The organism is Desulfovibrio piger (genome assembly GCF_900116045.1).
Classification (GTDB): Bacteria; Desulfobacterota; Desulfovibrionia; order Desulfovibrionales; family Desulfovibrionaceae; genus Desulfovibrio; species Desulfovibrio piger_A.
The window spans coordinates 502925-524883 of sequence record NZ_LT630450.1 but is presented as its reverse complement, the minus strand read 5'-3'; the positions used below and the strand labels follow the sequence as shown (position 1 = coordinate 524883).

Genomic DNA, 21959 nt, shown 5'->3' with positions numbered 1-21959 from the left:
TGGAGGGCCTTCTTCTGTCTCTCTGCCGGAACGTCATTCCCCCTGTGCTTTCCCCGCATCCAGAGGACCTTGCCTCCTCCCTCTTCCGCAGCATGCAAAAAAGGCGCACCCGCCACAGGTACGCCCCTTTCGTCTTCGTCGCCTCGGTAAAAGGCTCAGTCCTTCAGGACCAGTTCCCGAACGGCACGGATGATGTCCGGCGCCCGCAGGCCCACCAGTTCGCGCAGCTGGGCCTGGGTGCCGTGCTCCACAAAGGCATCGCCGATGCCCAGCCGGCGGATGCGCTGGCCGCGCAACAGGCCGTCGTCGGCCCAGCGCTCCAGCACGGCCGAGGCGAAACCGCCTGCCAGGCAGCCTTCTTCCACAAAGACGATACGATCGAACGCCCGGGCTATCCCGGCCAGCTGCGCCGCGGGCAGCGGCTTGAGCCAGATGGGATCGAAGACCAGCGGCCGGAAGCCGAATTCCTTTTCGATGGCCGCCGCAGCTTCCAGGGCCGGGCGCACACGGTTGCCTACGGCCACGATGGCCACCCGCTCCCCTTCCTGCATGATCTCGCCACGGGCGGAGGGCAGCAGGCGCAGTCCGGCTTCCAGCGGGACCCCCATACCGGCACCGCGCGGATAACGGACGGCACAGGGCAGGCCGGATGTGGTGGCCGTCAGCAGGCAATGGCGCAACATGTTCTCATCCCGCGGGGCCAGCAGGGTCATTTCGGGGATATGGCGCAGATAGGCGATGTCGAAGACGCCATGATGCGTGGCCCCGTCCTCGCCCACCAGACCGGCCCTGTCCACACAGAAGGTCACGGGAAGTTTCTGCAGGCAGACATCATGGACGATCTGGTCATAGGCCCGCTGCAAAAAAGTGGAATAGATGGCCACCACGGGATGGAAGCCGCTGGCCGCCAGACCGGCGGCAAAGGTGACGGCGTGCTGTTCGCAGATGCCCACGTCCACGAAGCGCTCCGGGAACCTCTCCTCAAAAAGGTTCGTCCCGGTACCCTCGGGCATGGCCGCCGTGATGGCCAGCAGGCGGTCATCCTTTTCCGCCAGCTCCACCAGTGTCTTGCCGAAGATGCCGGTAAAGGAAGGCGTCTTGTTGCCGCTGGGGATGAGCAGGCCCGTTTCCGGCTCGAAGTGGCCCACGCCATGGAAATGGGTGGGGTCTTTCTCCGCCGGGGCATAGCCCTTGCCCTTGCAGGTGCGCACATGCAGCAGCACCGGCCCGTCCTCCACGGCCGCCGCCATCTGCAAATGACGGCACAGGGCGGGCAGGTCGTGCCCGTCCACAGGCCCGATGTAGGTGAAGCGGAAGGCCTCGAACAGCATGCCGGGCGTGAAAAAGGACTTGAAGCTCCATTCACCGCGCATGGCGTACAGGGCCAGTTTCTGCCCGATGCGGGGGATGGAGCGCAACAGCTGGAGCACATCCTTGCGCATCTGCCGCACCCAGCGCCGGGACAGGGTCCGGCTCAGGAACAGGGACAGTGCCCCCACATTGGGCGAGATGGAGATCTCGTTGTCATTGAGCACCACGATGAGCCGGCGCCCCATATGCCCGGCCAGGTTCAGACCTTCAAAGGCCTCGCCCGCCGTCAGGGAGCCGTCACCGATGACGGCCAGGACATGTTCCTTGCCGCCGGCCAGATCGCGGGCCATGGCCATGCCCAGGGCCGCGGAAATGGAGGTGGAGGAATGCCCCACGCCGAAGCGGTCATAGGGGCTCTCGCTGCGGCGCGGGAAGCCCGCGATCCCTCCCAGGGTACGCAGGGTATGGAACCGGGAAGCGCGTCCGGTCAGCAGCTTGTAGGCGTAGGCCTGGTGCCCCACGTCCCAGACGATCTTGTCCCTCTCCATGTTGAAGGTATGCAGCAGGGCCAGGGTCAGTTCCACGACCCCCAGCGAAGGCGCCAGATGCCCGCCGTTCTTGGACACCACGTCTATGATGCGCTTGCGCAGCTCCGCGGCCAGCAGCGGGAGCTGTTCGTCAGAAAGATCCATCACCTGTTTCGGTGATGTCAGGCTGTCCAGCAGGGACTGTGCAGTGTTCTCCGTCATGTCTCAGGCCGCTCTCGTGATGGTGTACCCGGCAAGGGCACGCAGGAATTCGGCTTCGGGCCCGCGGAAACCGGTCAGCGCGGCGCAGGCGGCATCCGCCTGCTCACGGGCCAGGCGGCGGCTCTCGTCAAGCCCCACCAGCGCCGGATAGGTGTTTTTGCCCTGTGCGGCATCACTGCCGGCAGGCTTGCCCAGGGTGGCCGTGTCGGAGACGACATCCAGGATATCGTCCGCGATCTGGAAGGCCACCCCCAGCGCGGCACCGTACCGGCCGATGCGTTCGCACACATCGTCGGCAGCGCCGGCCAGCAGCGCACCGCATACGCAGGAGGCCCGCAGCAGGGCCCCGGTCTTCATGGCGTGCATGCGGCGCAGCTCCGCCATGCCCACAGGCGGCAGGCCGGTATAGAGCATGTCCCATTCCTGCCCGCCCACCATGCCGGACGAACCGGCGGCACGGGCAAATTCCGCCACGGCCCGCAGCACCTGGCCGACGGGCAGCTCCACCCGGCACATGTGGGCAAAGGCATCCGTCAGCAGGGCATCCCCGGCCAGGATGGCCGTAGCCTCGTCGAACGCCTTGTGATTGGACGGCTTGCCGCGGCGCAGGTCATCGTCATCCATGGCGGGCAGGTCGTCGTGGATCAGGGAATAGGTATGGACCATCTCGATGGCGGAGGCGAACGGCAGCACGGCCGCCGGCTGCAGGCCGCACAGGGCGGCACAGCTCAGGCACAGCACAGGACGCAGGCGCTTGCCGCCCGCCTGCAGGCTGTACAGCATGGATTCCCGCAACCGGGGCGGCATCTCCTGCCCGTCAAGGCAGGTCGCCAGATAGCTTTCCACCAGCTTCCCTCTTTCTTTCAGCAGGGCTTTCATGGCTTCTGTAGACATCATCATCGTTGCTCCACACTCTGTTGCAGGGGATCTTCCGCGCTCTCTTCCGGCCGGAACGCCCGGACCTGTCCGTCCTGCCAGACCGTCAGCTGTTGCCGGGCCTGCTCCAGCTGGCGCCGGCATTGCAGGGAACATTCCATGCCCTCCCGGTACAGGGCCATCCCTTCTTCCAGTGACGGCTGTCCGTTTTCCAGGGTTTCCACTATCTCCTGCAGGCGCGCCATGCGCTCTTCAAAAGTCAGGTTTTTCTTGCTCGTTCTGGCTTTCATGATGCGTTATCTCCGGGCAGCGGGACGGTCTTCCAGCAGGGGTTCCGGGTCCACCGCCTGCCCCAGGACGATCAGGGAAAGATGCAGATGCGGCCCCGTGACCCGTCCCGTGGACCCAACTTTACCGATGACCTGGCCACGCCGGACCACATCGCCCGGCCGGACAAGGATACGGGACATGTGCAGGTAGGAAGTGAACACTCCCTGCCCGTGGTCAATATATACGGCATTGCCGGAAAAATACAAATCGTCGGCCAGCACGACCCGGCCGTCGGCGCAGGCCAGGATGGGCGTCCCTTCCGCACCGCGCAGGTCGAGCCCGCGATGCACTCCGCGCGGCTGGTCATTGAAGACCCGCCTGAGTCCGAACCTGCTGGACACGCCCCCCGGCACGGGCCGCGCAAAAGGAGCCGTCCACAAACGTTTCGGGCTGTAGTTGTCCAAAGCCTTGCCGGCCTTTTCCCGATCCCTGCGGATACGCTCCTGCACCTCTGCCGGTGGATCCACATATTTTTTGTCCACCCGCAGGGCCTGCACCGGACGTTTTTTATCGAACAGGACCACACGGGCCTCCGCCTGCTGTCCGTCGTGCGTCCGTACTTTCAGAACAAGGCTTTTGGCGCTGCTGTCCAGCGGCACGGGCAGCAGGAATGCCGCCTGCCAGCCGCCCTCTGACGGCTGCGCCGCCATGACATGCTCCCGCTCCAGCCAGGAGACGGTCACAGGCAGGACTGGCCCGTCACCGGAGGTCTGCACGCGGATGGCATCGCCGCGGGCTGCCCTCGCGGGAAGCTCCAGATGCATGGCCGCCACTGCCGGGACGGCCCACAGCAGGAGCAGGATCACGGTCCCCAGGATGCCGCTGCCCGGCCGCTGGAAAAAAGAAGACTGCTCAGACATGTTCCCCTCCCTGTCCGTCATACGGATGCACAGCGGTGACCCTGGCTTCCAGTTCCCCGTCCCGCAGCAGGATACGCACGTCCTGCCCGGCACTGCCCTGCCCGGTCGAAGACAGCACACGCCCTTCGGCCGTGCGCACCACGGCATAGCCGCGCCCCAGCGGCGCCAGAGGATTGCAGGCCGCCAGGCGCAGCTCCAGACATTCCAGCTCGTGCCCGCGACGCGAGACGGCTTCCTGTCCCAGACGTGCCAGATCACGCGTACAGTCCCGCACGACCTGCTCACGTCCGCGCACCATCAGATGCGCGGCGTTGCCAAACTTCTGTTCCAGCAGCGCAAGACGCTGCTGCAGATGTGCCAGCCGTCCCGGCCCCGTGAGGGCCCGCAAACGTTCCTGGTGGTGCTGCAGGCGGAGTTCGCGATCCCGCAGCAGGCGTTCCCCGGCCTGGAGCAGGCGCTGCTGCCACTGCTGCCATTGCAGCGCCGCCCCTTCAAGACGGCGGGCGGGCGAACACAGGCGCAGGGCACGCTCGCAACGCTGGAGCCGGTCTTCCTGCCGTTGCAGCCATCCCTGCCGTGCGCGTTCCAGTGCGAGGGAAAGTTCATCCAGCCGCTGCCAGTATTCACGCCGCAGGGGCCAGAGCAGCTGGGCCGCATGGGACGGGGTGGCCGCACGCACATCGGCCGTCATGTCGGCCAGGGTCACGTCCACTTCATGGCCGATACCGGCCAGCACCGGGATCTTTGAGGAAAAAATGGCTGTCGCCACGTCTTCCTCATTGAAGCACCAGAGGTCTTCCAGCGAGCCGCCGCCCCGGATGATCACCACGACCTGCGCCCAGGCCTGACGGTTGATCTCGTCCAGGGCCCGGCAGATCTGCCCGGCAGCGCCCTCCCCCTGCACCCGCACCGGGAACAGGCGCACTTCGGCCCCCAGGCCCCGTACGGAGGCCAGTTCCATGAAGTCATGGATGGCGGCCCCGGCAGGCGACGTCACCAGCGCCACGCGGCTGGGGCAGGCAGGCAGCGGACGCTTGCGCTCCGCAGCGAAAAAACCTCGGGTAGCCAGCGCCTGCTTGCGTTCCTCAAAGGCCTGGGCCAGCAGGCCCTGCCCCCCGGCCTGCACCAGTTCCACGATCAGCTGGTACCTGCCGCGCGGCCCGTAGACACTGATCTGTCCGGCACAGAACAGTTCGGAGCCCTGCCGCAGCAGACGCACGGGATCCGGCCGGGGCTCGGCAAAGATCTCGCCGGTCAGAGGGTCGAAGTTCCGGCCGCGCATCTGGCGGTCCCGGAACCAGACGCATTGCAGCTGGGCACCGGCATCCTTGAGGGTGAAATAGACATGCCCGGAGCCGGGGAAAGACAGTTCGCCTATCTCGCCCCGGACCCAGACGAAGGGAAATGTCCCCTCCAGAGTACGACGCATCCTGTCCGTCAGTTCGGTGACGGACAGGATGCGCTCTTGTTCGCACGCAGCGGGCATGCAGGGGCTCCGCTGTCAGCCGTCCTAGGCGCGGCGTTCGGCCCAGGCCTTGCGCACGCCTTCCATCCACTGGGGCAGCGCGGTTTCCAGGGCATCCACGGGCAGCTCGCCCTTTTCGCCCGTACGGCGGTCCTTGCATTCCAGCACGCCGCGGGACAGGCCCTTGCCGCCCAGCACCAGCTGCATGGGCGCGCCGATGAGGTCGGCATCCTTGAACTTGACGCCGGGACGTTCTTCGCGGTCATCCAGCAGCACGGTCACACCGGCCCTGCACAGCATGGCGTAGATCTCTTCGGCCTTGGCGCTGACCTCTTCCTTGCCGGGGTCGAGGTTGAGCAGGATGCATTCCACAGGAGCCACGGCGGGCGGGAAGATGATGCCGTGCTCGTCGTGGTTCTGCTCGATGGCAGAGGCCACCACACGGGAGATGCCGATGCCGTAGCAGCCCATGATCATGACGTTTTCCTTGCCGTTCTCGTCCAGATACACGGCATGCATGGCGTCGCTGTACTTGGTGCCCAACTTGAAGATGTGGCCCACTTCGATGCCCTTGGGCAGCTCGATGGCGCCGCCGCAGCGCGGGCAGGGGTCGCTCAGGGTGATGCAGCGCAGGTCGGCGTAGGCCGTGACCTTCACGTCACGGCGCAGGTCCACGTGCACCAGATGCGCGTCAGCGGCATTGGCGCCCACCACGTAATCGGTGGCACCCTGCAGCTCAAGGTCGGCGTAGACGGGCACATCCAGGCCCACAGGACCGGCAAAGCCCAGAGGCGCGGCCGTGACTTTTTCCACAACAGCGGCCGGAGCCAGTTCCACGGTGGTGGCGTTGAGCAGGTTCTTGAGCTTGATGTCGTTGACTTCACGGTCGCCGCGCACCAGCACGGCCACGGTCTTGCCGTCCACCACGAAAAGCATGGTCTTGACCACCTGCGAAGGAGCCACCTTGAGCATGGCGCTCACTTCTTCCACGGTGTGGGCCGCAGGCGTGGCGACCTTTTCGTAGGGGGCGCAGGTCTCGGTGCAGGGCGTGCCGTTCCAGACCACTTCGGCGCGTTCCACGTTGGCGGCGTAGCTGCATCCGGTGCAGGCGGCGATGGTGTCTTCGCCGGTATCGGCCAGCACCATGAACTCGTGCGAGAAATTGCCGCCGATGGAGCCGGTGTCCGCCTCCACGGCGCGGAAGCGCAGGCCCAGGCGCCTGAAGATGCGGCAGTAGGCGTCGTACATCAGCTTGTAGCTTTCGCCGGCACCGGCATCGCTGGCATCGAAGGAGTAGGCGTCCTTCATGACGAATTCACGGCCGCGCATCAGGCCGAAGCGGGGGCGGATCTCGTCGCGGAACTTGGTCTGGATCTGGTACAGGCGCACGGGCAGCTGGCGGTAGGAGCGCACTTCGCCGCGCACCAGGTCGGTGATGACCTCCTCATGCGTGGGGCCAAGGCAGTAGTCGCGGTCGTTGCGATCCTTGAAGCGCAGCAGTTCCTTGCCGTAGTACTCCCAGCGGCCGGTCTCTTTCCAGAGGTCGCCGGGGATGACCATGGGCATGAGCAGCTCGGAGAAACCGGCGGCGTCCATTTCCTCGCGCACCACGCGCTGCACGTTTTCCAGGGCCTTCAGGCCCAGAGGCAGATAGATGTACACGCCGGAGGTGAGCTTGCGGACCATGCCGGCGCGCAGCAGCAGCTTGTGGCTGACCACTTCCGCTTCGGACGGGGATTCCTTGAGCGTGGGGATGTAGGTGGAGCTGAAACGCATCAGTGAGCTTCCTTTTCTTTAAGCAGTCGTTGAAGTTCTTCCATAAAAGCCGCGAGCAGGGCGTCCTGTCCCCTGACGGAACGGATGACTTCCCCCTTGCGGAAAATGATGCCTTTGTCGCGGCCGCCGGCCACGCCCAGGTCGGCCTCGCGGGCCTCACCGGGGCCGTTGACCACACAGCCCATGACCGCGACCTTGATGTCCGCCGTGGACTCGGCCAGCGCATCCTCCACGGCACGCGCCAGGCCGAAAAGGTCGATCTCCGTGCGGCCGCAGGTAGGACAGGAGATGATCTCCGGCCCGCGACGGCGCAGGCCCAGGGCCCGCAATATCTCCCAGGCCACGGTCACTTCCTCGGCAGGATCGGCCGTGAGCGAGACGCGCAGGGTGTCGCCGATGCCCTCATGCAGCAGGATGCCCAGGCCCACGGCGGACTTGACCGTGCCGCGCATGAGCCCGCCCGCCTCGGTGACGCCGATGTGCAGCGGATAATCGCAGGATCTGGCCAGCAGGCGATAGGCCGCGATGGTATCGAGCACCGAAGAGGACTTGAGGGAGATCTTAGTATCGTAGAAGCCCCGGTCCTCCAGCATGCGCACATGGCTGAGCGCGCTCTCCACCATGGCTTCCACGCAGGGGCCGCCGTATTTCTGCAGCAGATGCTTTTCCACGGAACCGGAATTGACGCCCACCCGGATGACGGCGCCGTTGGCCTTGGCGGCATCCACCACACGGTCCACATGCTCGCGTGGCCCGATGTTGCCGGGATTGATGCGCAGCCCCTCCAGCCCGGCCTCCAGGGCAGCCAGCGCCAGACGGTAGTCGAAATGGATGTCCGCGATGAGGGGCACGGGCGAACCGTCATGCAGGGCCCGCAAGGCCCTGGCCGCCGTCATGTCGGGCACGGCCACGCGCACCGCTTCGCAACCGCGGCGCACAAGGCGGTCGATCTGGGCCAGCGTGGCTTCCACGTCACGGGTATCGGTATTGGTCATGCTCTGCACCATCACCGGCGCGCCGCCGCCGATGGTCAGCTTGCCCAGCCTGATGCCCCGGCTGATACGTTTTTCCTGCATGGCAGACCTCGAAAATTTGGGTTTGCAGCAAAAGTGCCGCCAGTGTCTTATGCTATTTCAGCAGGCAAGCCAAGTCCTGTCCGGGGCGGAAACACGGCGGCGCCACTTTCCCGCCCGCCGGGCTGCCGCACCACGGCGTGCACCCGGTACCGGCTGCCCCGCTCCGGTACGGACTGTGCGGCTCCCGCTGCCGCCATACTTGCCAGCCGTACGGCTTTTGCCTATAAACTCCCCATTCCAACGACATGTTCCGGGCGCTCCTGCGCCTTTTTCCGCCTGCGCCACCGGCGCATGGCCCTGAACTTCCAAGCCCGCAAGGAGAGGCCATGTCCCTCAGCATCGGCATTGTGGGTCTGCCCAACGTGGGGAAATCCACCCTGTTCAACGCCCTGACCAAGGCGCAGAACGCGCAGGCCGCCAACTATCCTTTCTGTACCATCGAACCCAACAAGGCCACCGTGGCCGTGCCCGACGAGCGCGTGGACGCGCTTTCGGCCAAGGTCTCGCCCAAAAAGACCATCCACGCCAGTGTGGACTTCATCGACATCGCCGGCCTGGTGCGCGGCGCCAGCAAGGGCGAAGGCCTGGGCAACCAGTTCCTGGGCAATATCCGCGAATGCGCCGCCATCGTGGAAGTTGTCCGCTGCTTCGAGGATGAGAACATCACTCATGTGGACGGCAGCGTGGACCCCCTGCGCGACATCGACACCATCGAGACCGAACTGCTGCTGGCCGACCTGCAGAGCGTGGAACGCCGCCTGGAAAAGCTGCAGAAGATGGCCAAGGGCAGCAAGGACGCCAAGGCCGCCGCAGAGATCATGCAGGGCCTGCTGGAGCACCTCAATGCCGGTAACGGCGCCCGCTCTTTCGAGCTGCCCGACAACGAGACCTTCCTCCAGTCCTGGCGTGAACTGGGCCTGCTGACCGCCAAGCCCGTCATCTACTGCGCCAACGTGGACGAAGCCGCCGTGGCCGACGGCAACGACTTTGTGGCCCGCGTGCAGCAGCTGGCCGAAGAACGCCATTCCGGTTTCGCCTGCATCTGCGCCAAGCTGGAAGAAGAGCTGCAGGGCCTTTCCGCCGGGGAACAGGCAGAGATGCTTGCCTCCTATGGCATCTCGGAAAGCGGTCTGGTGCGCATCATCCGCACCGGCTACGACACGCTGGGCCTGTGCAGCTACTTCACCGCCGGTCCCGACGAAGTGCGCGCCTGGACCATCCACAAGGGCTGGAAGGCTCCCCAGGCCGCCGGTGTCATCCATACCGACTTTGAACGCGGTTTCATCCGTGCCGAAGTCATCTCCTATGCCGACTACATGAGCCACGAAAGCGAGGCCGCCTGCCGTTCCGACGGCGTGCTGCGCGTGGAAGGCAAGGAATATGTGGTGCAGGACGGCGACGTCATGCACTTCCTGTTCAACGTCTAGCCGCATCAGGCCAACGATCTTCACAGGGACGGCAACAGCCGTCCCTTTTTTATGCCGCCCGGCGGCCGCCATACAGGCGCCCATCCCCGCCCCGTGAGCGGATGGCCGCCTTTCCTTCCTTTTTTCCGTCTTTCCTCCGTCGTTGCGACGATCAGACAATTTTTAGCGTCGATCGGATATTTCCCCCCCGCCGCGGGCGCGCTAGGTTCGTTCCATGATCTTCCTCAAGGAGCTTGCCATGCGACGCAGATACCTTCTTCCCCTCCTGGTCATCCTCATGTTCCTGTTCCCGCTGCTGCAGGCGGAGAACAGCCCGGCCAAAGGCCTTGACGGGCGGCAGCAGAGCATGGTGCTCGTGTCCGCCTACACCGCCCGCGGCGATCTGGACCGCCTGCGCCCTGCCCTGGACCAGGCGCTGGATGCCGGGTTGAGCATCAATGAGATCAAGGAAGTCCTGACCCATCTGTATGCCTACATCGGCTTTCCCCGCAGCCTGAACGGGCTGCAGGTCTTCATGGAAGTCCTGGAGCAGCGCCGTGCCCGGGGCATCACGGACACCGAAGGAAAGGCCGCCTCTCCCCTGCCGCCTGACCTGGACCGGGAGGCGTACGGCGCCCGTGTCCGGGCCGACCTTGGCGGACAAAAGGAGATCCAGCCCCCGTCCGGCGTCCTGGCCTTTGCCCCGGTCATCGATACCTTTCTGAAGGAACATCTTTTTGCGGACATCTTCGCCCGTGACGTGCTCGACCGCAAAGAACGCGAACTGTGCACCATCGCCGCCCTGGCCAGCCTGCCCGGGCTGGGAGGCCAGCTGCAATTCCATATGGGGGCAGCCATGAACTGCGGGCTGGACCAGCAGGAGCTGGAGGGCTTCCTTGACCTGCTGGCGGCCCGTGTCGGCAGGCAGGAGGCGGATGCGGCCCGCGTTGTGGCCCGCAGGGTGCTCGCCTTACGCTGATGTTCCCACACCCAACGACGGAGGAAATACCATGTCCGTGAACAGACGACAGTTCATCAAGGCGGGCGGCCTTGCCCTGGGTTCCCTGGCTGTCCACAGTCTGCCGCTGCAGGCCCGACCCTCGGAAACGAAGGCCACCGTGTACTTCACGTCCGAGATCACGACGGAGAGCCTGCTGCGCATCTATGAAAAGGTCTGTGCCCCGTTGCAGGGGCGCATAGCCATCAAGCTCCACACCGGTGAGCCCCACGGCCCCAACATCCTGCCGCGCGACATGGTGCGGGCCCTGCAGGCCCGCATCCCGGACAGCACCATCGTGGAGTGCAACGTCCTCTACCCCAGTCCCCGCCAGACCACGGAAGGCCATCGCGAGACCCTGCGGACCAACGGCTGGACCTTCTGCCCGGTGGACATCATGGATGCCGACGGCGACGTCTCCCTGCCCATCCCCGGCGGACGGCACCTCAAGGAAGTGGCCGTGGGCAAGAACCTGCTCAACTATGATTCCATGCTGGTGCTGACCCACTTCAAGGGCCATACGATGGGCGGTTTTGGCGGTTCGCTCAAGAATATCGCCATCGGCTGCGCTTCCGGCAAGACCGGCAAGGCGCAGCTGCACAGCGACGGCACCAATCTGTGGGCGGGCGGCCCGCTGTTCATGGAGCGCATGGTGGAAGGCGGCAAGGCCATTACCACCCACTTCAAAGGACATATGGCGTACATCAATGTCCTGCGCCGCATGTCCGTGGACTGCGACTGCGCGGGGACCGGCGCCGCCGAACCCACCGCCCCGGATATCGGCATCCTGGCCTCCACCGATCTGCTGGCCGTGGACCAGGCGTCCGTGGACATGGTCTATGCCCTGCCCGAAAGGCAGCGCCATGATCTCGTGGAACGCATCGAAAGCCGCAGCGGTCTGCGCCAGCTGGAATACATGGAGGCCCTGGGCATGGGCCATGCCCGCTACGATCTTGTTTCCCTGTCCTGACAGGAGGTCATGTCATGCGACGTTTCCTTTCCCTGCTTGCCCTGTGCGGCGGCCTGCTGGCCGCTGTCTGCACCGAGCCTGCCAGCGTATCCGCCCAGGAACGCGGCCAGACGATCATCCGCTGCGGGCAGCAGACGCCCGTCAAAGGTTCTCCCCGCTTTTTCACCGGGACCGTGCGCATCGATCCCCTGTACGCCGCCAACAACGCCATGCGCTCCAGCGGCGGCAGCGTCACCTTTGAGCCCGGCGCCCGGTCCCACTGGCATGTCCACCCTGTGGGGCAGGTGCTCATCGTCACCGCCGGGATCGGCCTGACCCAGGAATGGGGCAAGCCCATCCAGGAGATCAGGGCCGGAGACGTGGTCATCTGCCCGGCCAAGGTCAAGCACTGGCACGGAGCCGCCCCCGGCAGCGCCATGACGCACATCTCCATCTGCGAAGAAACAGAGCCCGGCAAGGTCGTGGAATGGCTGGAACCCGTTACCGACAGCCAGTACGCCGGCCGTTGAGCACAAAGGAGATCGACATGGAAAAGCACACCAACGGACGCCGTCAGATCCTGATGGCCCTCGCATCCCTCGCAGGCGGCCTGCTCCTTCCGGGCACGGGCCGCGCTGCCCTTCAAACGCAGGAGGCACACCACATGCTTGTCGTCTTTTATTCCCATACGGGCAATACACGCGCCATCGCCCGGCATATCCAGGCCCTGACCGGCTGTGACCTGCTGGATCTGGAACCTGTCACGCCTTATCCCCGCGACTATGACACGGTCGTCAGCCAGGCCAAGAAGGAAAAGCAGCAGGGCTTCCTGCCGCCGCTGAAAAATCCGCTGGACATGGTCAGCCGCTATGACGTCATCCTTGTGGGATCGCCCAGCTGGTGGGGCACCTTTGCCGGTCCGGTACGCACCTTCCTGTCCACGGCGGCCCTGGACGGAAAAACGCTCGTCCCCTTCATCACGCACGAAGGGTCCGGCCTTGGCAGCGCTCCTGCCGACCTGCGCCGCCTGTGCCCTGCCTCGCAGATACGCGAAGGGCTGGCCGTGCGCGGCAGCCGGGTGGATGGCGCCCGCCAGCAGGTGGAATCCTGGCTGCGGAAGACGGGACTGCTGTCCGCCCAGTAAGGATGCCTGCGGGACATCCCCTGCTGTTCCGCGCGCCTCTGCCCCGGAAAAGCGGAGGACAGCGGGCGGATACCGGCCATTCCGGCAAGAACCGGCATGCCTGGACAAAAAAGGATGCCGTCCTCCTGAAGAGGAAGGGCGGCAGGATGTCTCCTGCCGCCCTCTTCGTCACAGTTCCATGCTTTTGGAAAAAAGATGCATGACGGCCACTCCGGCGATGATGAGGCCCAGTCCGATCATGGCCGGTGCATCCAGCTTCTGGTGGAAGAAAAACCAGCCCACCAGGGAAACGATGACCACGCCTATGCCTGACCACAAGGCATAGGCGATGCCCACGGGCACATATCTGACCACCACCGAAAGCAGATAAAAAGCCAGGGCATACCCGCCGATACAGAGCAGCGACGGCAGCAGGCGGGTAAAGCCCTGCGTTTCTTTCAACAGCGATGTGGCCACGATCTCCGAGCCGATGGCCAGCAGGAGCAGCAACCAGTGCACGGCCCTTCCCTACCCCTCCTGTGCCAGCAGCGCGGCCTCATACAGGCCTTCGGCCAGCGTGGGATGGGCATGGATGGTATGGGCCACCTGCTCCAGGGTCAGGCCGTTGGCCACGGCCAGGGCGGCTTCCGCCACCAGGTCCGAGGCATGGGCACCCGCGATGTGCGCCCCCAGCAGACGGCCGCTGTCCGTGGCTGCCACCAGTTTGAAGAAGCCCGGCAGCTCGCCCATGGCCTGGGCCTTGCCCAGCTCGCGCATCTGGAAGGTGACGCAGCGCACGTCCAGGCCCTGTTCACGGGCCTGCTGCTCGCTCAGGCCCACGCTGCCCACTTCGGGCGAGGTGAACACGCCGGACGGCACGGCATCATAGCGCATGGCACGCGGCTTGCCGCACAGGCTCTCCACCACGCACAGGCCTTCCATGGCCGCCACATGGGCCAGCATCACCCGGGAGGGGCCCAGCAAATCGCCGATGGCGTACACTCCGGGCAGGGACGTCTTCAGGGCATCGTCCACCACGACCCAGCCGCGGCGGTCGGTCGCAATACCGGCCTCGGCCAGTCCCAGGCCTTCCGTGGCCGGGCAGCGACCCACGGTCACCAGCACCATGTCGGCTTCAACGGGCACTTCCTTCTGCTGGGCGGGCGTGGGCTTGTCCACGAAGGGAGAGGCCGTCAGCGTGGCGCGCACCACGCCCTCCTCTACCCGCACATCCCTGAGGGTACGGCCCAGCTCACAGGCGATGCGGCGCTTCTTCATCTCGCGCTGCAGCAGGGTGCTGACATCGGCATCCATGGACGGCATGGGCAGCAGGCGGTTCTGGCCTTCCACCACGGTCACCTGCGCGCCGAAGGCGCGATAGATAAAGGCCATCTCGCAGCCGATGACGCCGCCGCCCACGATGACCAGGCGCCGGGGTACACGGTCCAGCTGCAAGGCATCGTCGCTGCTCAGGATGTGGGTGTGGTCGAACGCCAGGCCGGGCAGCTCCGCCACCCGGGAGCCGGTCGCCAGGATGAGGGCGTCGTTCTCCACCACTTCCACGCTGCCGTCGGCCATGCCCACCTCCACATGGCGGGCATCCAGCACCCTGCCGTGACCAGTGCACAGGCGCACTTTGAGGCGGGCACAGGTCTTTTCCAGACCGCCGCGCAAAATGTCGACGACCTTTTCCTTGCGGGCCAGCACAGCGGCCGGATCCACGCGGGGCGTGCCTTCGCAGGTGATGCCGAACTCGGCCAGACGCAGGGCGGTCTCCAGGGCCTCGGCCGAAGCCTTGAGGGTCTTGGTGGGGATGCAGCCGGCATTGAGGCAGGTCCCGCCCAGACGGGCGGCCTCCACCAGCGTCACTTCCATGCCCGCACGGGCAGCGGCAAAAGCCGCCGTATAGCCGCCGGGGCCACCACCGATGACGGTCAGACGTTTCATGCAGCCTCCTGTTGCGCTGATTTGTCTTTTCAATATCCTGAATTTTATAAATTTCACTGCAAGGATAGTGACCCATCCCATCTGCCCGGTCAAGGCCCGCGGCAAAACGGATGCCCCCATGCGGTGCGCGCTGGCATGCGGCAGCCCGCTGGATGCCATGCCCGCAAACGGACCGCCAGGCCGGCGTCATGCGCTCGCCCGGCGCATGGTACCGTATGAGAAGCGGAAAGCCATCCACATGCGGGGCCCCCGCAGCCATCACCTACTTGCCGTGCCTGGCATGCCACTGGTCGGAATTGGGGAAGAACAGGGGCTGACCGTACGTGTCCTTGCCGAAATCACGGATGATGGTCTGGGCTTCATCCTCCACCAGCCAGTCCGCGAACTTCAGGGCGGCATCCTTGTGGACCTGGGGGAACTTGTCGGGATTGACCCGGATGATGGCGATGAGATTGAGCATGATGGGGTCGTTCTCCACCAGCGGCACCACCGTGACCGTATCCTTGAGGGTCAGCCAGGTGGCACGATCCATCAGGGTGTAGGCCTGCTTTCTGTCCGTATACAGCGTCGTGGCCTTGTTGCCCTTGGCACCGTCGGCATAGACCTCATACCAGGTGCCTGCGGGCTGGATGCCGGCAGCCTGCCAGATGTCCATTTCCTTGACGTGGGTGCCGGACCTGTCCCCGCGGGAAACGAAGGGGGCACCGGCCCTGGCGATGGCGGCAAAGGCTGCGGCAGCGCTCTTCATGCCCTTGATGCCCGCCGGGTCACCGGCAGGTCCCAGGATGACGAAGTCATTGTACATGACATCGCGACGATCCACGCCGAAACCGGCGGCCACAAAGGCGTCCTCAAGCTTGCGGGCGTGGACCATCACCAGGTCGAAGGCCCCGCTCTCGGCCTTTTTCAGGGTCTTGCCGGTCCCGGCTTTTTCCATGCTGATGGTGATGCCGGTCTTTTGGCTGAAGGTGTCGGCCAGCAGCGGCAGGATGCCGGCATCCACCGGGCCGATGGTGCTGGAGATCCTCAGGCTGTCCGCAGCCTGGGCGGGGATGGAGAAGGGGAACAGACACAGCAGGCAGACCAGGCTGGCCATGCGGGAAAACTTCATGCTTTTCCTCCTGATGGGCTTGCAGCCGGACGGGATGCCCGGCCTTCCGTCACTTCCGGTCACTGTGCCCCAAAAAAAACTTTCGGACAATACGCCGGTCGCATGCCGGCTCATGACCGGCAGGGACACGGGGGCATTCATGTATCCCTTCCGGCTTTGCCGGTCCGGGCAGCTGTGCCCGCAGGCGATACATTCATGCTCTTTTTTTGCCAAATCCTCTCTTTCACTGTTCAGGTCACGGCAACTTGCTTATATTTGAAACGTTACGGCCTTTTTCAACGAAGGATGTCCCCATGCTCGACCCGCACGCCGAACTGCTCCGCATCAATGCCCGCATCAAGGAGATCCTGCTCCGGCACATGCCCGACACGGGCACATATGACAGTCCCGTGCCCGGCCTGGTCACGCGCAGGCTCGAAACCTGCCACACCACCACATGCCTCGGCAAACCTTCAGCATCCATCATCGTGCAGGGAGAAAAGATCGCCATGCTGGGGGACAGGGAGATCCATTACGGAGAAGGACAGTGCCTGGTCACGGGTATCGACATGCCCAACGCCTTCCGCGTCCTCAAGGCCTGCCGTGAGCATCCTTTCCTGGCCATGTCGCTGGAGCTGGACAGGAGCCTGACCGGCCAGATGGTCAAGGACATGGCCGATGCCGCCCCGCCCCCGGCCCGCCCGGACAGCGGTGTCAGCCTGGGGACGAGCAGCCCTGAACTTCTGGACGCTTTCCTGCGGCTGGCCCGGCTCCTGGACACACCGGAAAGGATCCCCATCCTTGCGCCGCTGGTCATCCGCGAGATCCACTACCTGCTGCTCATCGGCCCGCAGGGAGCCGGTCTGCGCCAGCTCAACACCCACGGCACCCAGGCCAACAGCATCGCCCGGGCCACGGACTGGCTCCGCAAGAACTACCGCACCCCCCTGCTGGTGAGCCAGCTGGCCCGCCAGGTCAATATGGGGACATCGACCTTCCACCGGCATTTCAAGGAGGTCACGGGCATGAGCCCGCTGCAGTACCACAAACGGCTGCGCCTGTATGAAGCCCAGCGCCTGATGCTGGCCGGCGAGATGGACGCGGGCAGCGCGGGACTGGCCGTAGGCTACGAAAGTACGGCACAATTCAACCGGGATTACAAACGCCTGTTCGGCGAACCGCCCCTCCGCGACCTGAAAAGGATGCGCCGCCACGACGCCTGCCTGCCTGACAACTCCCACTGAGCGCCGAAAAACGTATTGCAAGGCTCGGGGAAACTGCGTAAGAAAAGTTCCTGCCTCTCACGGCAGGATTCAACGTTTTTTGCGCTATGCGCACACAGAGCACAGAGGAGTGCACCCATGTCTTACGCTCAACGAGTCATTGAAGGCCTGAAACAGAAGTACGCCAGCGAACCTGTCTTCCTCCAGGCCGTGGAAGAAGTGCTGATGACCCTCCAGCCCCTGCTGGACAAAGACGCCAAGTACGAGAAGAACAAGATCCTCGAGCGCATCACCGAGCCCGAACGCATCATCAGCTTCCGTGTGGAATGGGTGGACGACAAGGGTGAGATCCAGGTCAACCGCGGCTACCGCGTGCAGTACAACTCCGCCATCGGCCCCTACAAGGGCGGCCTGCGCTTCCATCCCAGCGTGAACCTGGGCATCCTCAAGTTCCTGGGCTTCGAACAGATCTTCAAGAACTCCCTGACCGGTCTGGCCATCGGCGGCGGCAAGGGCGGCTCCGACTTCGATCCCAAGGGCAAGTCCGAGAACGAAGTCATGCGTTTCTGCCAGGCCTTCATGACCGAGCTGCACCGCCACATCGGTGCCACCATCGACGTGCCCGCCGGTGACATCGGCGTGGGCGGCCGTGAAGTGGGCTACATGTTCGGCCAGTTCAAGCGCCTGACCCGCAGCTATGAAGGCGTGCTGACCGGCAAGAACCTGCTCTTCGGCGGTTCCCTGGCCCGTACGGAAGCCACCGGTTACGGCGCTGTGTATTTTGCCCAGAACATGCTGGAAGACCGCGGCGAAAACCTGGAAGGCAAGGTCTGCGCCGTTTCCGGTGCCGGCAACGTGGCTACCTACTGCTGCGAAAAGCTGCTCCAGCTGGGCGCCAGGCCCGTCACCGTGTCCGACTCCCGCGGCATGATCTATGATCCCGAAGGCATCAAGGTCGATGTGCTCAAGCAGGTGAAGGAAGTGGAACGCGCTTCCCTGACCCGCTACGCCGAACTGGTGCCCACCGCCAAGCACACCCCGGTGGCCGAATACCCCGAAGGCCGCAATGCCGTGTGGTCCGTGCCCTGCTTTGCCGCCTTCCCCTGCGCCACCCAGAACGAACTGAACCTGGCCGACGCCAAGACCCTGCTGGCCAACGGCTGCAAGTGCGTGGCCGAAGGCGCCAACATGCCTTCCACCCTGGACGCCGTGCACGCCTTCCTGGAAGCCGGCATCGCCTACGGCCCGGCCAAGGCTGCCAACGCCGGCGGCGTGGCCACCAGCCAGCTGGAAATGCAGCAGAATGCCGGCATGCAGAGCTGGACCTTCGAGACCGTCGACGGCAAGCTGAAGGACATCATGGGCAATATCTACAAGAACGCTGCCGCGACCGCCAAGGAATTCGGCCAGCCCGACAACCTGGTGCTGGGTGCCAACATCGCCGGCTTCCGCAAGGTGGCCGATGCCATGATCGCTCAGGGCGTCTGCTAGACCTGTTTCCCGACTCTCATGAAAAAAGCCCGGCATGGCCGGGCTTTTTTCATGGCTCTCCTCCGCAGCCGCCGCAGCCGTACGGGCGTCCCGGCCTACCAGTCCTCGTTATGGACGCGCTCGGCGCGGAAACGCTCAACGGCCTTGAATTCCTGGTCCGTATGCCCAAGGACGATCAGGCTCAGGGGCCGGACACTTTCCGGCATATGGAAGATCTCGCGGAACGGCCGGGCCCTGTCCTCGACGGGGTGCAGGCCGCACCAGACCGTGCCGATGTTCAGGGCACGCGCCGCCAGCATGAAATTCTGCGTGGCCGCCGAACAGTCCTGGACCCAGAAGCCGGGGGTCTTCTCTTCGTTCAGGTCGGCGCAGATGATGACGGCTGCGGCCGCCCCTGCCGCCATCTTGGCATAAGGATGGACCTCCGCCACCCTGCGCAGCATCTCGCGGTCACGGATCACGACGAAATGCCAGGGCTGGCGGTTGTTGGCGCTGGGGGCGCACATGGCAGCCTCCAGCATGCGGTCCATGTCTTCCTGGCTGACGGGTTCCTCAGTGAAGGAACGGATGCTGCGCCGGGTCCTGATGGCTTCAAACACGTCCATAAGTACTCCCTTGCGGCTTTGGCCGCCTTTTTTTATGATGGCTCCCTTGCAAACGGCATGCCCAGCCGGTCCGGGAGCGACGCATGCCGTGCGGGTTCGCACCTGCACCGGAGGTACACATGCATTTTGAACTGCTTGATGAACTGGTCATCATTTTCCTGCTTTCCATCGTCGTCAATCTTGTATGCAACAAGATAAAGCTGACGGCAACCGTGGGATTTCTGCTGACCGGTGTTTTGTGCGGGCCTTCCCTGCTGGGCATCGTGGACAGCCAGTCCATCAGCGACGTGGCGGAACTGGGCGTGGCCATGCTGCTGTTCACCATCGGCATGGAACTGTCCGGCGATGCCCTGAGCCGCCTGAAACGCCCCGTGTTCCTTGGGGGCAGCCTGCAGATCGGCCTGACGGTCCTGGCCGTAGCCGGGCTCACCACCTTGCTGGACGGTACCAGCCTGCCCAGCGGCATCTTCTGGGGCTGTCTCGTGGCCCTGTCCTCTTCGGCCATCGTCCTGCAGATCTTCCAGCAAAAAGGCATCACCAGCACGCCGACGGGGCGCCTGTCCCTGGCCATCCTCGTTTTTCAGGACATCATGGTCGCGCCCATGATGCTCTGTGTGCCCCTGCTGTCCGGGCATTTCCACATGGCTCCCCTGGACATGCTGCTTTCGGTGCTGAAGGTAGGGGGCATCCTCGGGGCCGTGCTGCTGGCCGCGCATCTGGGCCTCAACCGTTTCATGGAAGCGGTCATGCGCACCCGTTCGCGCGAGCTGCTCTTCCTTTCCACGCTGGGAACCTGTTTCGGCATGGCCCTGCTGACCCACAGCCTGGGCCTTTCCCTTTCGCTGGGGGCCTTTCTGGCGGGCCTCATGCTGGCCCGTTCCCAGTACAGCATGAGCGTCATCTCGGGCATCATGCCCTACCGTGACGTGTTCATGAGCCTGTTCTTCATCTCCGTGGGCATGATGCTGGACCTGTCCTTCTTCCTCCAGCACGTCTGGGCCATCCTGTTCAATACCCTGCTGTTCATCCTGATCAAGAGCCTGCTGACCATGCCCGCCGTCCTGGTGCAGGGCTACCCGCTGCGCACGGCCATCCAGACGTCCCTCAGCCTCGCGCAGGTCGGGGAATTTTCCTTCGTGCTGGCCGCCTCCGGTCTGGCCGCCGGCCTGCTCAACGATATCGGCTACCAGTCCTTCCTGGCCCTGAGCGTCATCACCATGATGCTCACGCCCTTCCTCATCAACCTGGCTCCCCGCGCCGCTGCCCTGCTGACCAGAGGACGCGGCAAGGAAGCCGCCAGCCCGGAAGACGAACAGCAGAAGACAAGCAGCCTCAAGGATCATCTCATCATCGTGGGCTTCGGCATCAGCGGCAAGCATCTGGCCCAGGTGGCCAAGGAGTCCGGCATCCCCTACATCATCCTGGAGATGAACCCCGAGACCGTGAGCCGCTACAAGAACAAGGAGCCCATATCGCACGGGGATGCCTCACAGCCCGTCATCCTTGAGCATCTGGGAGTCTATACGGCCCGGGTCCTGGCCATCATCATTTCCGACCCGGCGGCCGTGCGCGCCATCACCCTGGAAGCCCGGCGCATGAACCCCGACCTCTATATCGTGGCCCGCACCCGGTTCATCACCGAGGTCGCCCCGCTGCGCCGCCTGGGAGCCAATGTGGTCATCGCCGAGGAGTTCGAGACCTCCATCGAGGTGTTCAACCAGGTGCTGACCCAGTATCTGGTGCCCCGTCAGGACATCGACGCCTTCTCCGCCCGCCTGCGCCAGCAGAACTACCGCATGATCCGGCGCATGAGCAGTGCCGCGGACAGTCTGGAAAGCGTTGCCAGCCGTCTGCCCGAGATGGGCGTGCAGACCATGCGCCTGGAAGCGGGCTCGCCCCTGTGCGGGCTCAGCCTTGCCCAGAGCAATCTGCGCCGGGAACATGCCGTGACCGTGGTGGCCGTGGCCCGCGGCGAGCAGGACGTGATAGCTTCCCCGCCCGCCGACTTCGTCATGGAGGCCGGCGACTTGCTCTACCTGTTCGGCAAAACGGACAAGCTCTTTGCCGTCAAGCCGGTCATCTGTGCGGCACCCGCCGATCCCGGCGCTGCGGGCGCACAGAAAGTTCCCCAGGCCTGATGCCGCGGCAGGGACACAAGTTTCCGCCATGTCCGGGCCCAGGCTTGCACTTGTCCCTGTCAGCCCGTATATTCGACTTTCCGCCGGCTGTGCCGGGACAATCCCTTATGGAGGGCATGGATGCTTTCTTTCACCGCCATCCGGGACGTACTCCAGCGATCCCGCAGCATCGCCATCGTTGGCGCCAAGGACAGGGCCGGCCAGCCCGTGGACAGGGTGGGACGCTACCTGATGGACAAGGGCTACACCATCTTCCCGGTACATCCCGTGCGCAAGACCGTCTGGGGCCTGACGGCCTATCCCGATCTGGCGTCCCTGCCCCGGCCGGTGGACATCATCGACCTTTTCCGCGCTCCCCGGTACTGTCCCGCCCATGCGCAGGAGGTGCTGGCCCTGCCCTGGAAGCCCCGCTGCTTCTGGATGCAGGAAGGCATCCGCTCCACCGAGGCACGGGCCCTGCTGGAACCCGAGCATATCCTTGTGGTGGAAGATCTCTGCATCATGGTCGAGCACACCCGCCTGCTTCCTTCGCCAAAACAATTCTGAG

Annotated in this window: 20 protein-coding genes; 9 read left to right on the top strand and 11 right to left on the bottom strand. The window is 64.7% G+C overall.

The genetic code is table 11. The features are described from left to right. Positions 1 to 155: 155 nt before the first annotated feature. Genes dxs through ispG form a run of 7 tightly spaced genes read right to left on the bottom strand, consistent with a single transcriptional unit; the run spans position 156 to position 8443 of the window. On the bottom strand, positions 156 to 2060 hold the full coding sequence (gene dxs / locus DESPIGER_RS02645; RefSeq protein ID WP_072332715.1) for a 1-deoxy-D-xylulose-5-phosphate synthase: 1905 nt from the start codon (positions 2058 to 2060) through the stop codon (positions 156 to 158). A 3-nt stretch (positions 2061 to 2063) separates the two neighbouring features. Further along, on the bottom strand, positions 2064 to 2957 hold the full coding sequence (locus DESPIGER_RS02640; RefSeq protein WP_072337494.1) for a polyprenyl synthetase family protein: 894 nt from the start codon (positions 2955 to 2957) through the stop codon (positions 2064 to 2066). Further along, positions 2957 to 3226, bottom strand: coding sequence for an exodeoxyribonuclease VII small subunit (gene xseB / locus DESPIGER_RS02635; protein WP_072332713.1), 270 nt, complete (start codon positions 3224 to 3226; stop codon positions 2957 to 2959). The genes DESPIGER_RS02640 and xseB overlap by 1 nt, the downstream gene beginning before the upstream one ends. A 6-nt stretch (positions 3227 to 3232) precedes the next feature. Beyond that, a complete protein-coding gene (locus DESPIGER_RS02630) occupies positions 3233 to 4126 on the bottom strand; it encodes a M23 family metallopeptidase (RefSeq protein WP_231927618.1) in 894 nt (297 codons plus the stop codon). After that, positions 4119 to 5612 carry an exodeoxyribonuclease VII large subunit gene (gene xseA / locus DESPIGER_RS02625; RefSeq protein ID WP_072332707.1) on the bottom strand — a complete coding sequence of 498 codons (1494 nt, stop codon included), beginning with the start codon at positions 5610 to 5612 and terminating at the stop codon, positions 4119 to 4121. Before xseA ends, DESPIGER_RS02630 begins: the two co-directional genes overlap by 8 nt. A 24-nt stretch (positions 5613 to 5636) precedes the next feature. Beyond that, positions 5637 to 7367, bottom strand: a complete 1731-nt coding sequence (locus tag DESPIGER_RS02620) for a proline--tRNA ligase (protein ID WP_072332704.1) — start codon at positions 7365 to 7367, stop codon at positions 5637 to 5639. Next, complete coding sequence (gene ispG, locus DESPIGER_RS02615) at positions 7367 to 8443, bottom strand: flavodoxin-dependent (E)-4-hydroxy-3-methylbut-2-enyl-diphosphate synthase (RefSeq protein WP_072332702.1); 1077 nt, start codon at positions 8441 to 8443, stop codon at positions 7367 to 7369. The genes DESPIGER_RS02620 and ispG overlap by 1 nt, the downstream gene beginning before the upstream one ends. 326 nt (positions 8444 to 8769) lie before the next feature. Between ispG and ychF the strand changes: the two genes are divergently transcribed. The 5 genes from ychF (at position 8770) to DESPIGER_RS02590 (ending at position 12939) form a co-directional block, all read left to right on the top strand. Then, a complete protein-coding gene (gene ychF / locus DESPIGER_RS02610) occupies positions 8770 to 9870 on the top strand; it encodes a redox-regulated ATPase YchF (RefSeq protein WP_072332699.1) in 1101 nt (366 codons plus the stop codon). A gap of 238 nt (positions 9871 to 10108) precedes the next feature. Continuing rightward, a complete protein-coding gene (locus DESPIGER_RS02605; RefSeq protein WP_072332696.1) occupies positions 10109 to 10828 on the top strand; it encodes a carboxymuconolactone decarboxylase family protein in 720 nt (239 codons plus the stop codon). 31 nt (positions 10829 to 10859) lie between these two features. Beyond that, positions 10860 to 11816 carry a DUF362 domain-containing protein gene (locus tag DESPIGER_RS02600; RefSeq protein ID WP_072332693.1) on the top strand — a complete coding sequence of 319 codons (957 nt, stop codon included), beginning with the start codon at positions 10860 to 10862 and terminating at the stop codon, positions 11814 to 11816. A gap of 14 nt (positions 11817 to 11830) precedes the next feature. Further along, positions 11831 to 12325 (top strand): cupin domain-containing protein, encoded by a 495-nt coding sequence (locus DESPIGER_RS02595; RefSeq protein ID WP_072332690.1) that lies wholly within the window; start codon positions 11831 to 11833, stop codon positions 12323 to 12325. A gap of 134 nt (positions 12326 to 12459) precedes the next feature. Then, positions 12460 to 12939, top strand: coding sequence for a flavodoxin (locus tag DESPIGER_RS02590; RefSeq protein ID WP_231927617.1), 480 nt, complete (start codon positions 12460 to 12462; stop codon positions 12937 to 12939). A 168-nt stretch (positions 12940 to 13107) separates the two neighbouring features. Here the strand turns inward: DESPIGER_RS02590 and DESPIGER_RS02585 are convergent, their stop codons facing one another. The 3 genes from DESPIGER_RS02585 to DESPIGER_RS02575 form a co-directional block, all read right to left on the bottom strand. Next, the gene (locus DESPIGER_RS02585) at positions 13108 to 13437 is read right to left on the bottom strand and encodes a DMT family transporter (protein ID WP_072332684.1); all 330 of its coding nucleotides are present in this window, start codon (positions 13435 to 13437) and stop codon (positions 13108 to 13110) included. A 9-nt stretch (positions 13438 to 13446) separates the two neighbouring features. After that, complete coding sequence (gene lpdA, locus DESPIGER_RS02580; protein ID WP_072332681.1) at positions 13447 to 14865, bottom strand: dihydrolipoyl dehydrogenase; 1419 nt, start codon at positions 14863 to 14865, stop codon at positions 13447 to 13449. Positions 14866 to 15127: 262 nt separating this feature from the next. After that, the gene (locus DESPIGER_RS02575) at positions 15128 to 15976 is read right to left on the bottom strand and encodes a substrate-binding domain-containing protein (protein ID WP_072332678.1); all 849 of its coding nucleotides are present in this window, start codon (positions 15974 to 15976) and stop codon (positions 15128 to 15130) included. Positions 15977 to 16269: 293 nt separating this feature from the next. On the opposite strand from DESPIGER_RS02575, the gene DESPIGER_RS02565 reads away from it, so the two are divergent. Further along, on the top strand, positions 16270 to 17199 hold the full coding sequence (locus DESPIGER_RS02565; protein ID WP_072332673.1) for an AraC family transcriptional regulator: 930 nt from the start codon (positions 16270 to 16272) through the stop codon (positions 17197 to 17199). A 117-nt stretch (positions 17200 to 17316) separates the two neighbouring features. Continuing rightward, the gene (gene gdhA, locus DESPIGER_RS02560) at positions 17317 to 18669 is read left to right on the top strand and encodes an NADP-specific glutamate dehydrogenase (protein WP_072332671.1); all 1353 of its coding nucleotides are present in this window, start codon (positions 17317 to 17319) and stop codon (positions 18667 to 18669) included. A gap of 95 nt (positions 18670 to 18764) precedes the next feature. On the opposite strand, the gene DESPIGER_RS02555 is transcribed toward gdhA, so the two are convergent. Then, entirely contained in the window at positions 18765 to 19274 is a 510-nt protein-coding gene (locus DESPIGER_RS02555; RefSeq protein ID WP_072332669.1) for a nitroreductase family protein, read from the bottom strand. A 119-nt stretch (positions 19275 to 19393) separates the two neighbouring features. Between DESPIGER_RS02555 and DESPIGER_RS02550 the strand changes: the two genes are divergently transcribed. Together DESPIGER_RS02550 and DESPIGER_RS02545 are read left to right on the top strand one after the other, a co-directional pair. Beyond that, a complete protein-coding gene (locus DESPIGER_RS02550) occupies positions 19394 to 21412 on the top strand; it encodes a cation:proton antiporter (protein WP_072332667.1) in 2019 nt (672 codons plus the stop codon). A 120-nt stretch (positions 21413 to 21532) separates the two neighbouring features. Continuing rightward, entirely contained in the window at positions 21533 to 21958 is a 426-nt protein-coding gene (locus tag DESPIGER_RS02545) for a CoA-binding protein (RefSeq protein ID WP_072332664.1), read from the top strand. Position 21959 lies beyond the last annotated feature (1 nt).

Bases quoted from the DNA above. Each gene is read 5' to 3' on its own strand.
- DESPIGER_RS02565 (WP_072332673.1), top strand. From the start codon at position 16,270: ATGCTCGACCCGCACGCCGAACTGCTCCGCATCAATGCCCGCATCAAG.
- DESPIGER_RS02545 (WP_072332664.1), top strand. From the start codon at position 21,533: ATGCTTTCTTTCACCGCCATCCGGGACGTACTCCAGCGATCCCGCAGC.
- ychF (WP_072332699.1), top strand. From the start codon at position 8,770: ATGTCCCTCAGCATCGGCATTGTGGGTCTGCCCAACGTGGGGAAATCC.
- xseB (WP_072332713.1), bottom strand. From the start codon at position 3,226: ATGAAAGCCAGAACGAGCAAGAAAAACCTGACTTTTGAAGAGCGCATG.
- DESPIGER_RS02630 (WP_231927618.1), bottom strand. From the start codon at position 4,126: ATGTCTGAGCAGTCTTCTTTTTTCCAGCGGCCGGGCAGCGGCATCCTG.
- ispG (WP_072332702.1), bottom strand. From the start codon at position 8,443: ATGCAGGAAAAACGTATCAGCCGGGGCATCAGGCTGGGCAAGCTGACC.
- DESPIGER_RS02640 (WP_072337494.1), bottom strand. From the start codon at position 2,957: ATGATGTCTACAGAAGCCATGAAAGCCCTGCTGAAAGAAAGAGGGAAG.
- xseA (WP_072332707.1), bottom strand. From the start codon at position 5,612: ATGCCCGCTGCGTGCGAACAAGAGCGCATCCTGTCCGTCACCGAACTG.
- DESPIGER_RS02575 (WP_072332678.1), bottom strand. From the start codon at position 15,976: ATGAAGTTTTCCCGCATGGCCAGCCTGGTCTGCCTGCTGTGTCTGTTC.
- DESPIGER_RS02605 (WP_072332696.1), top strand. From the start codon at position 10,109: ATGCGACGCAGATACCTTCTTCCCCTCCTGGTCATCCTCATGTTCCTG.
- dxs (WP_072332715.1), bottom strand. From the start codon at position 2,060: ATGACGGAGAACACTGCACAGTCCCTGCTGGACAGCCTGACATCACCG.
- gdhA (WP_072332671.1), top strand. From the start codon at position 17,317: ATGTCTTACGCTCAACGAGTCATTGAAGGCCTGAAACAGAAGTACGCC.
- DESPIGER_RS02555 (WP_072332669.1), bottom strand. From the start codon at position 19,274: ATGGACGTGTTTGAAGCCATCAGGACCCGGCGCAGCATCCGTTCCTTC.
- DESPIGER_RS02620 (WP_072332704.1), bottom strand. From the start codon at position 7,367: ATGCGTTTCAGCTCCACCTACATCCCCACGCTCAAGGAATCCCCGTCC.
- lpdA (WP_072332681.1), bottom strand. From the start codon at position 14,865: ATGAAACGTCTGACCGTCATCGGTGGTGGCCCCGGCGGCTATACGGCG.
- DESPIGER_RS02550 (WP_072332667.1), top strand. From the start codon at position 19,394: ATGCATTTTGAACTGCTTGATGAACTGGTCATCATTTTCCTGCTTTCC.
- DESPIGER_RS02595 (WP_072332690.1), top strand. From the start codon at position 11,831: ATGCGACGTTTCCTTTCCCTGCTTGCCCTGTGCGGCGGCCTGCTGGCC.
- DESPIGER_RS02600 (WP_072332693.1), top strand. From the start codon at position 10,860: ATGTCCGTGAACAGACGACAGTTCATCAAGGCGGGCGGCCTTGCCCTG.
- DESPIGER_RS02590 (WP_231927617.1), top strand. From the start codon at position 12,460: ATGCTTGTCGTCTTTTATTCCCATACGGGCAATACACGCGCCATCGCC.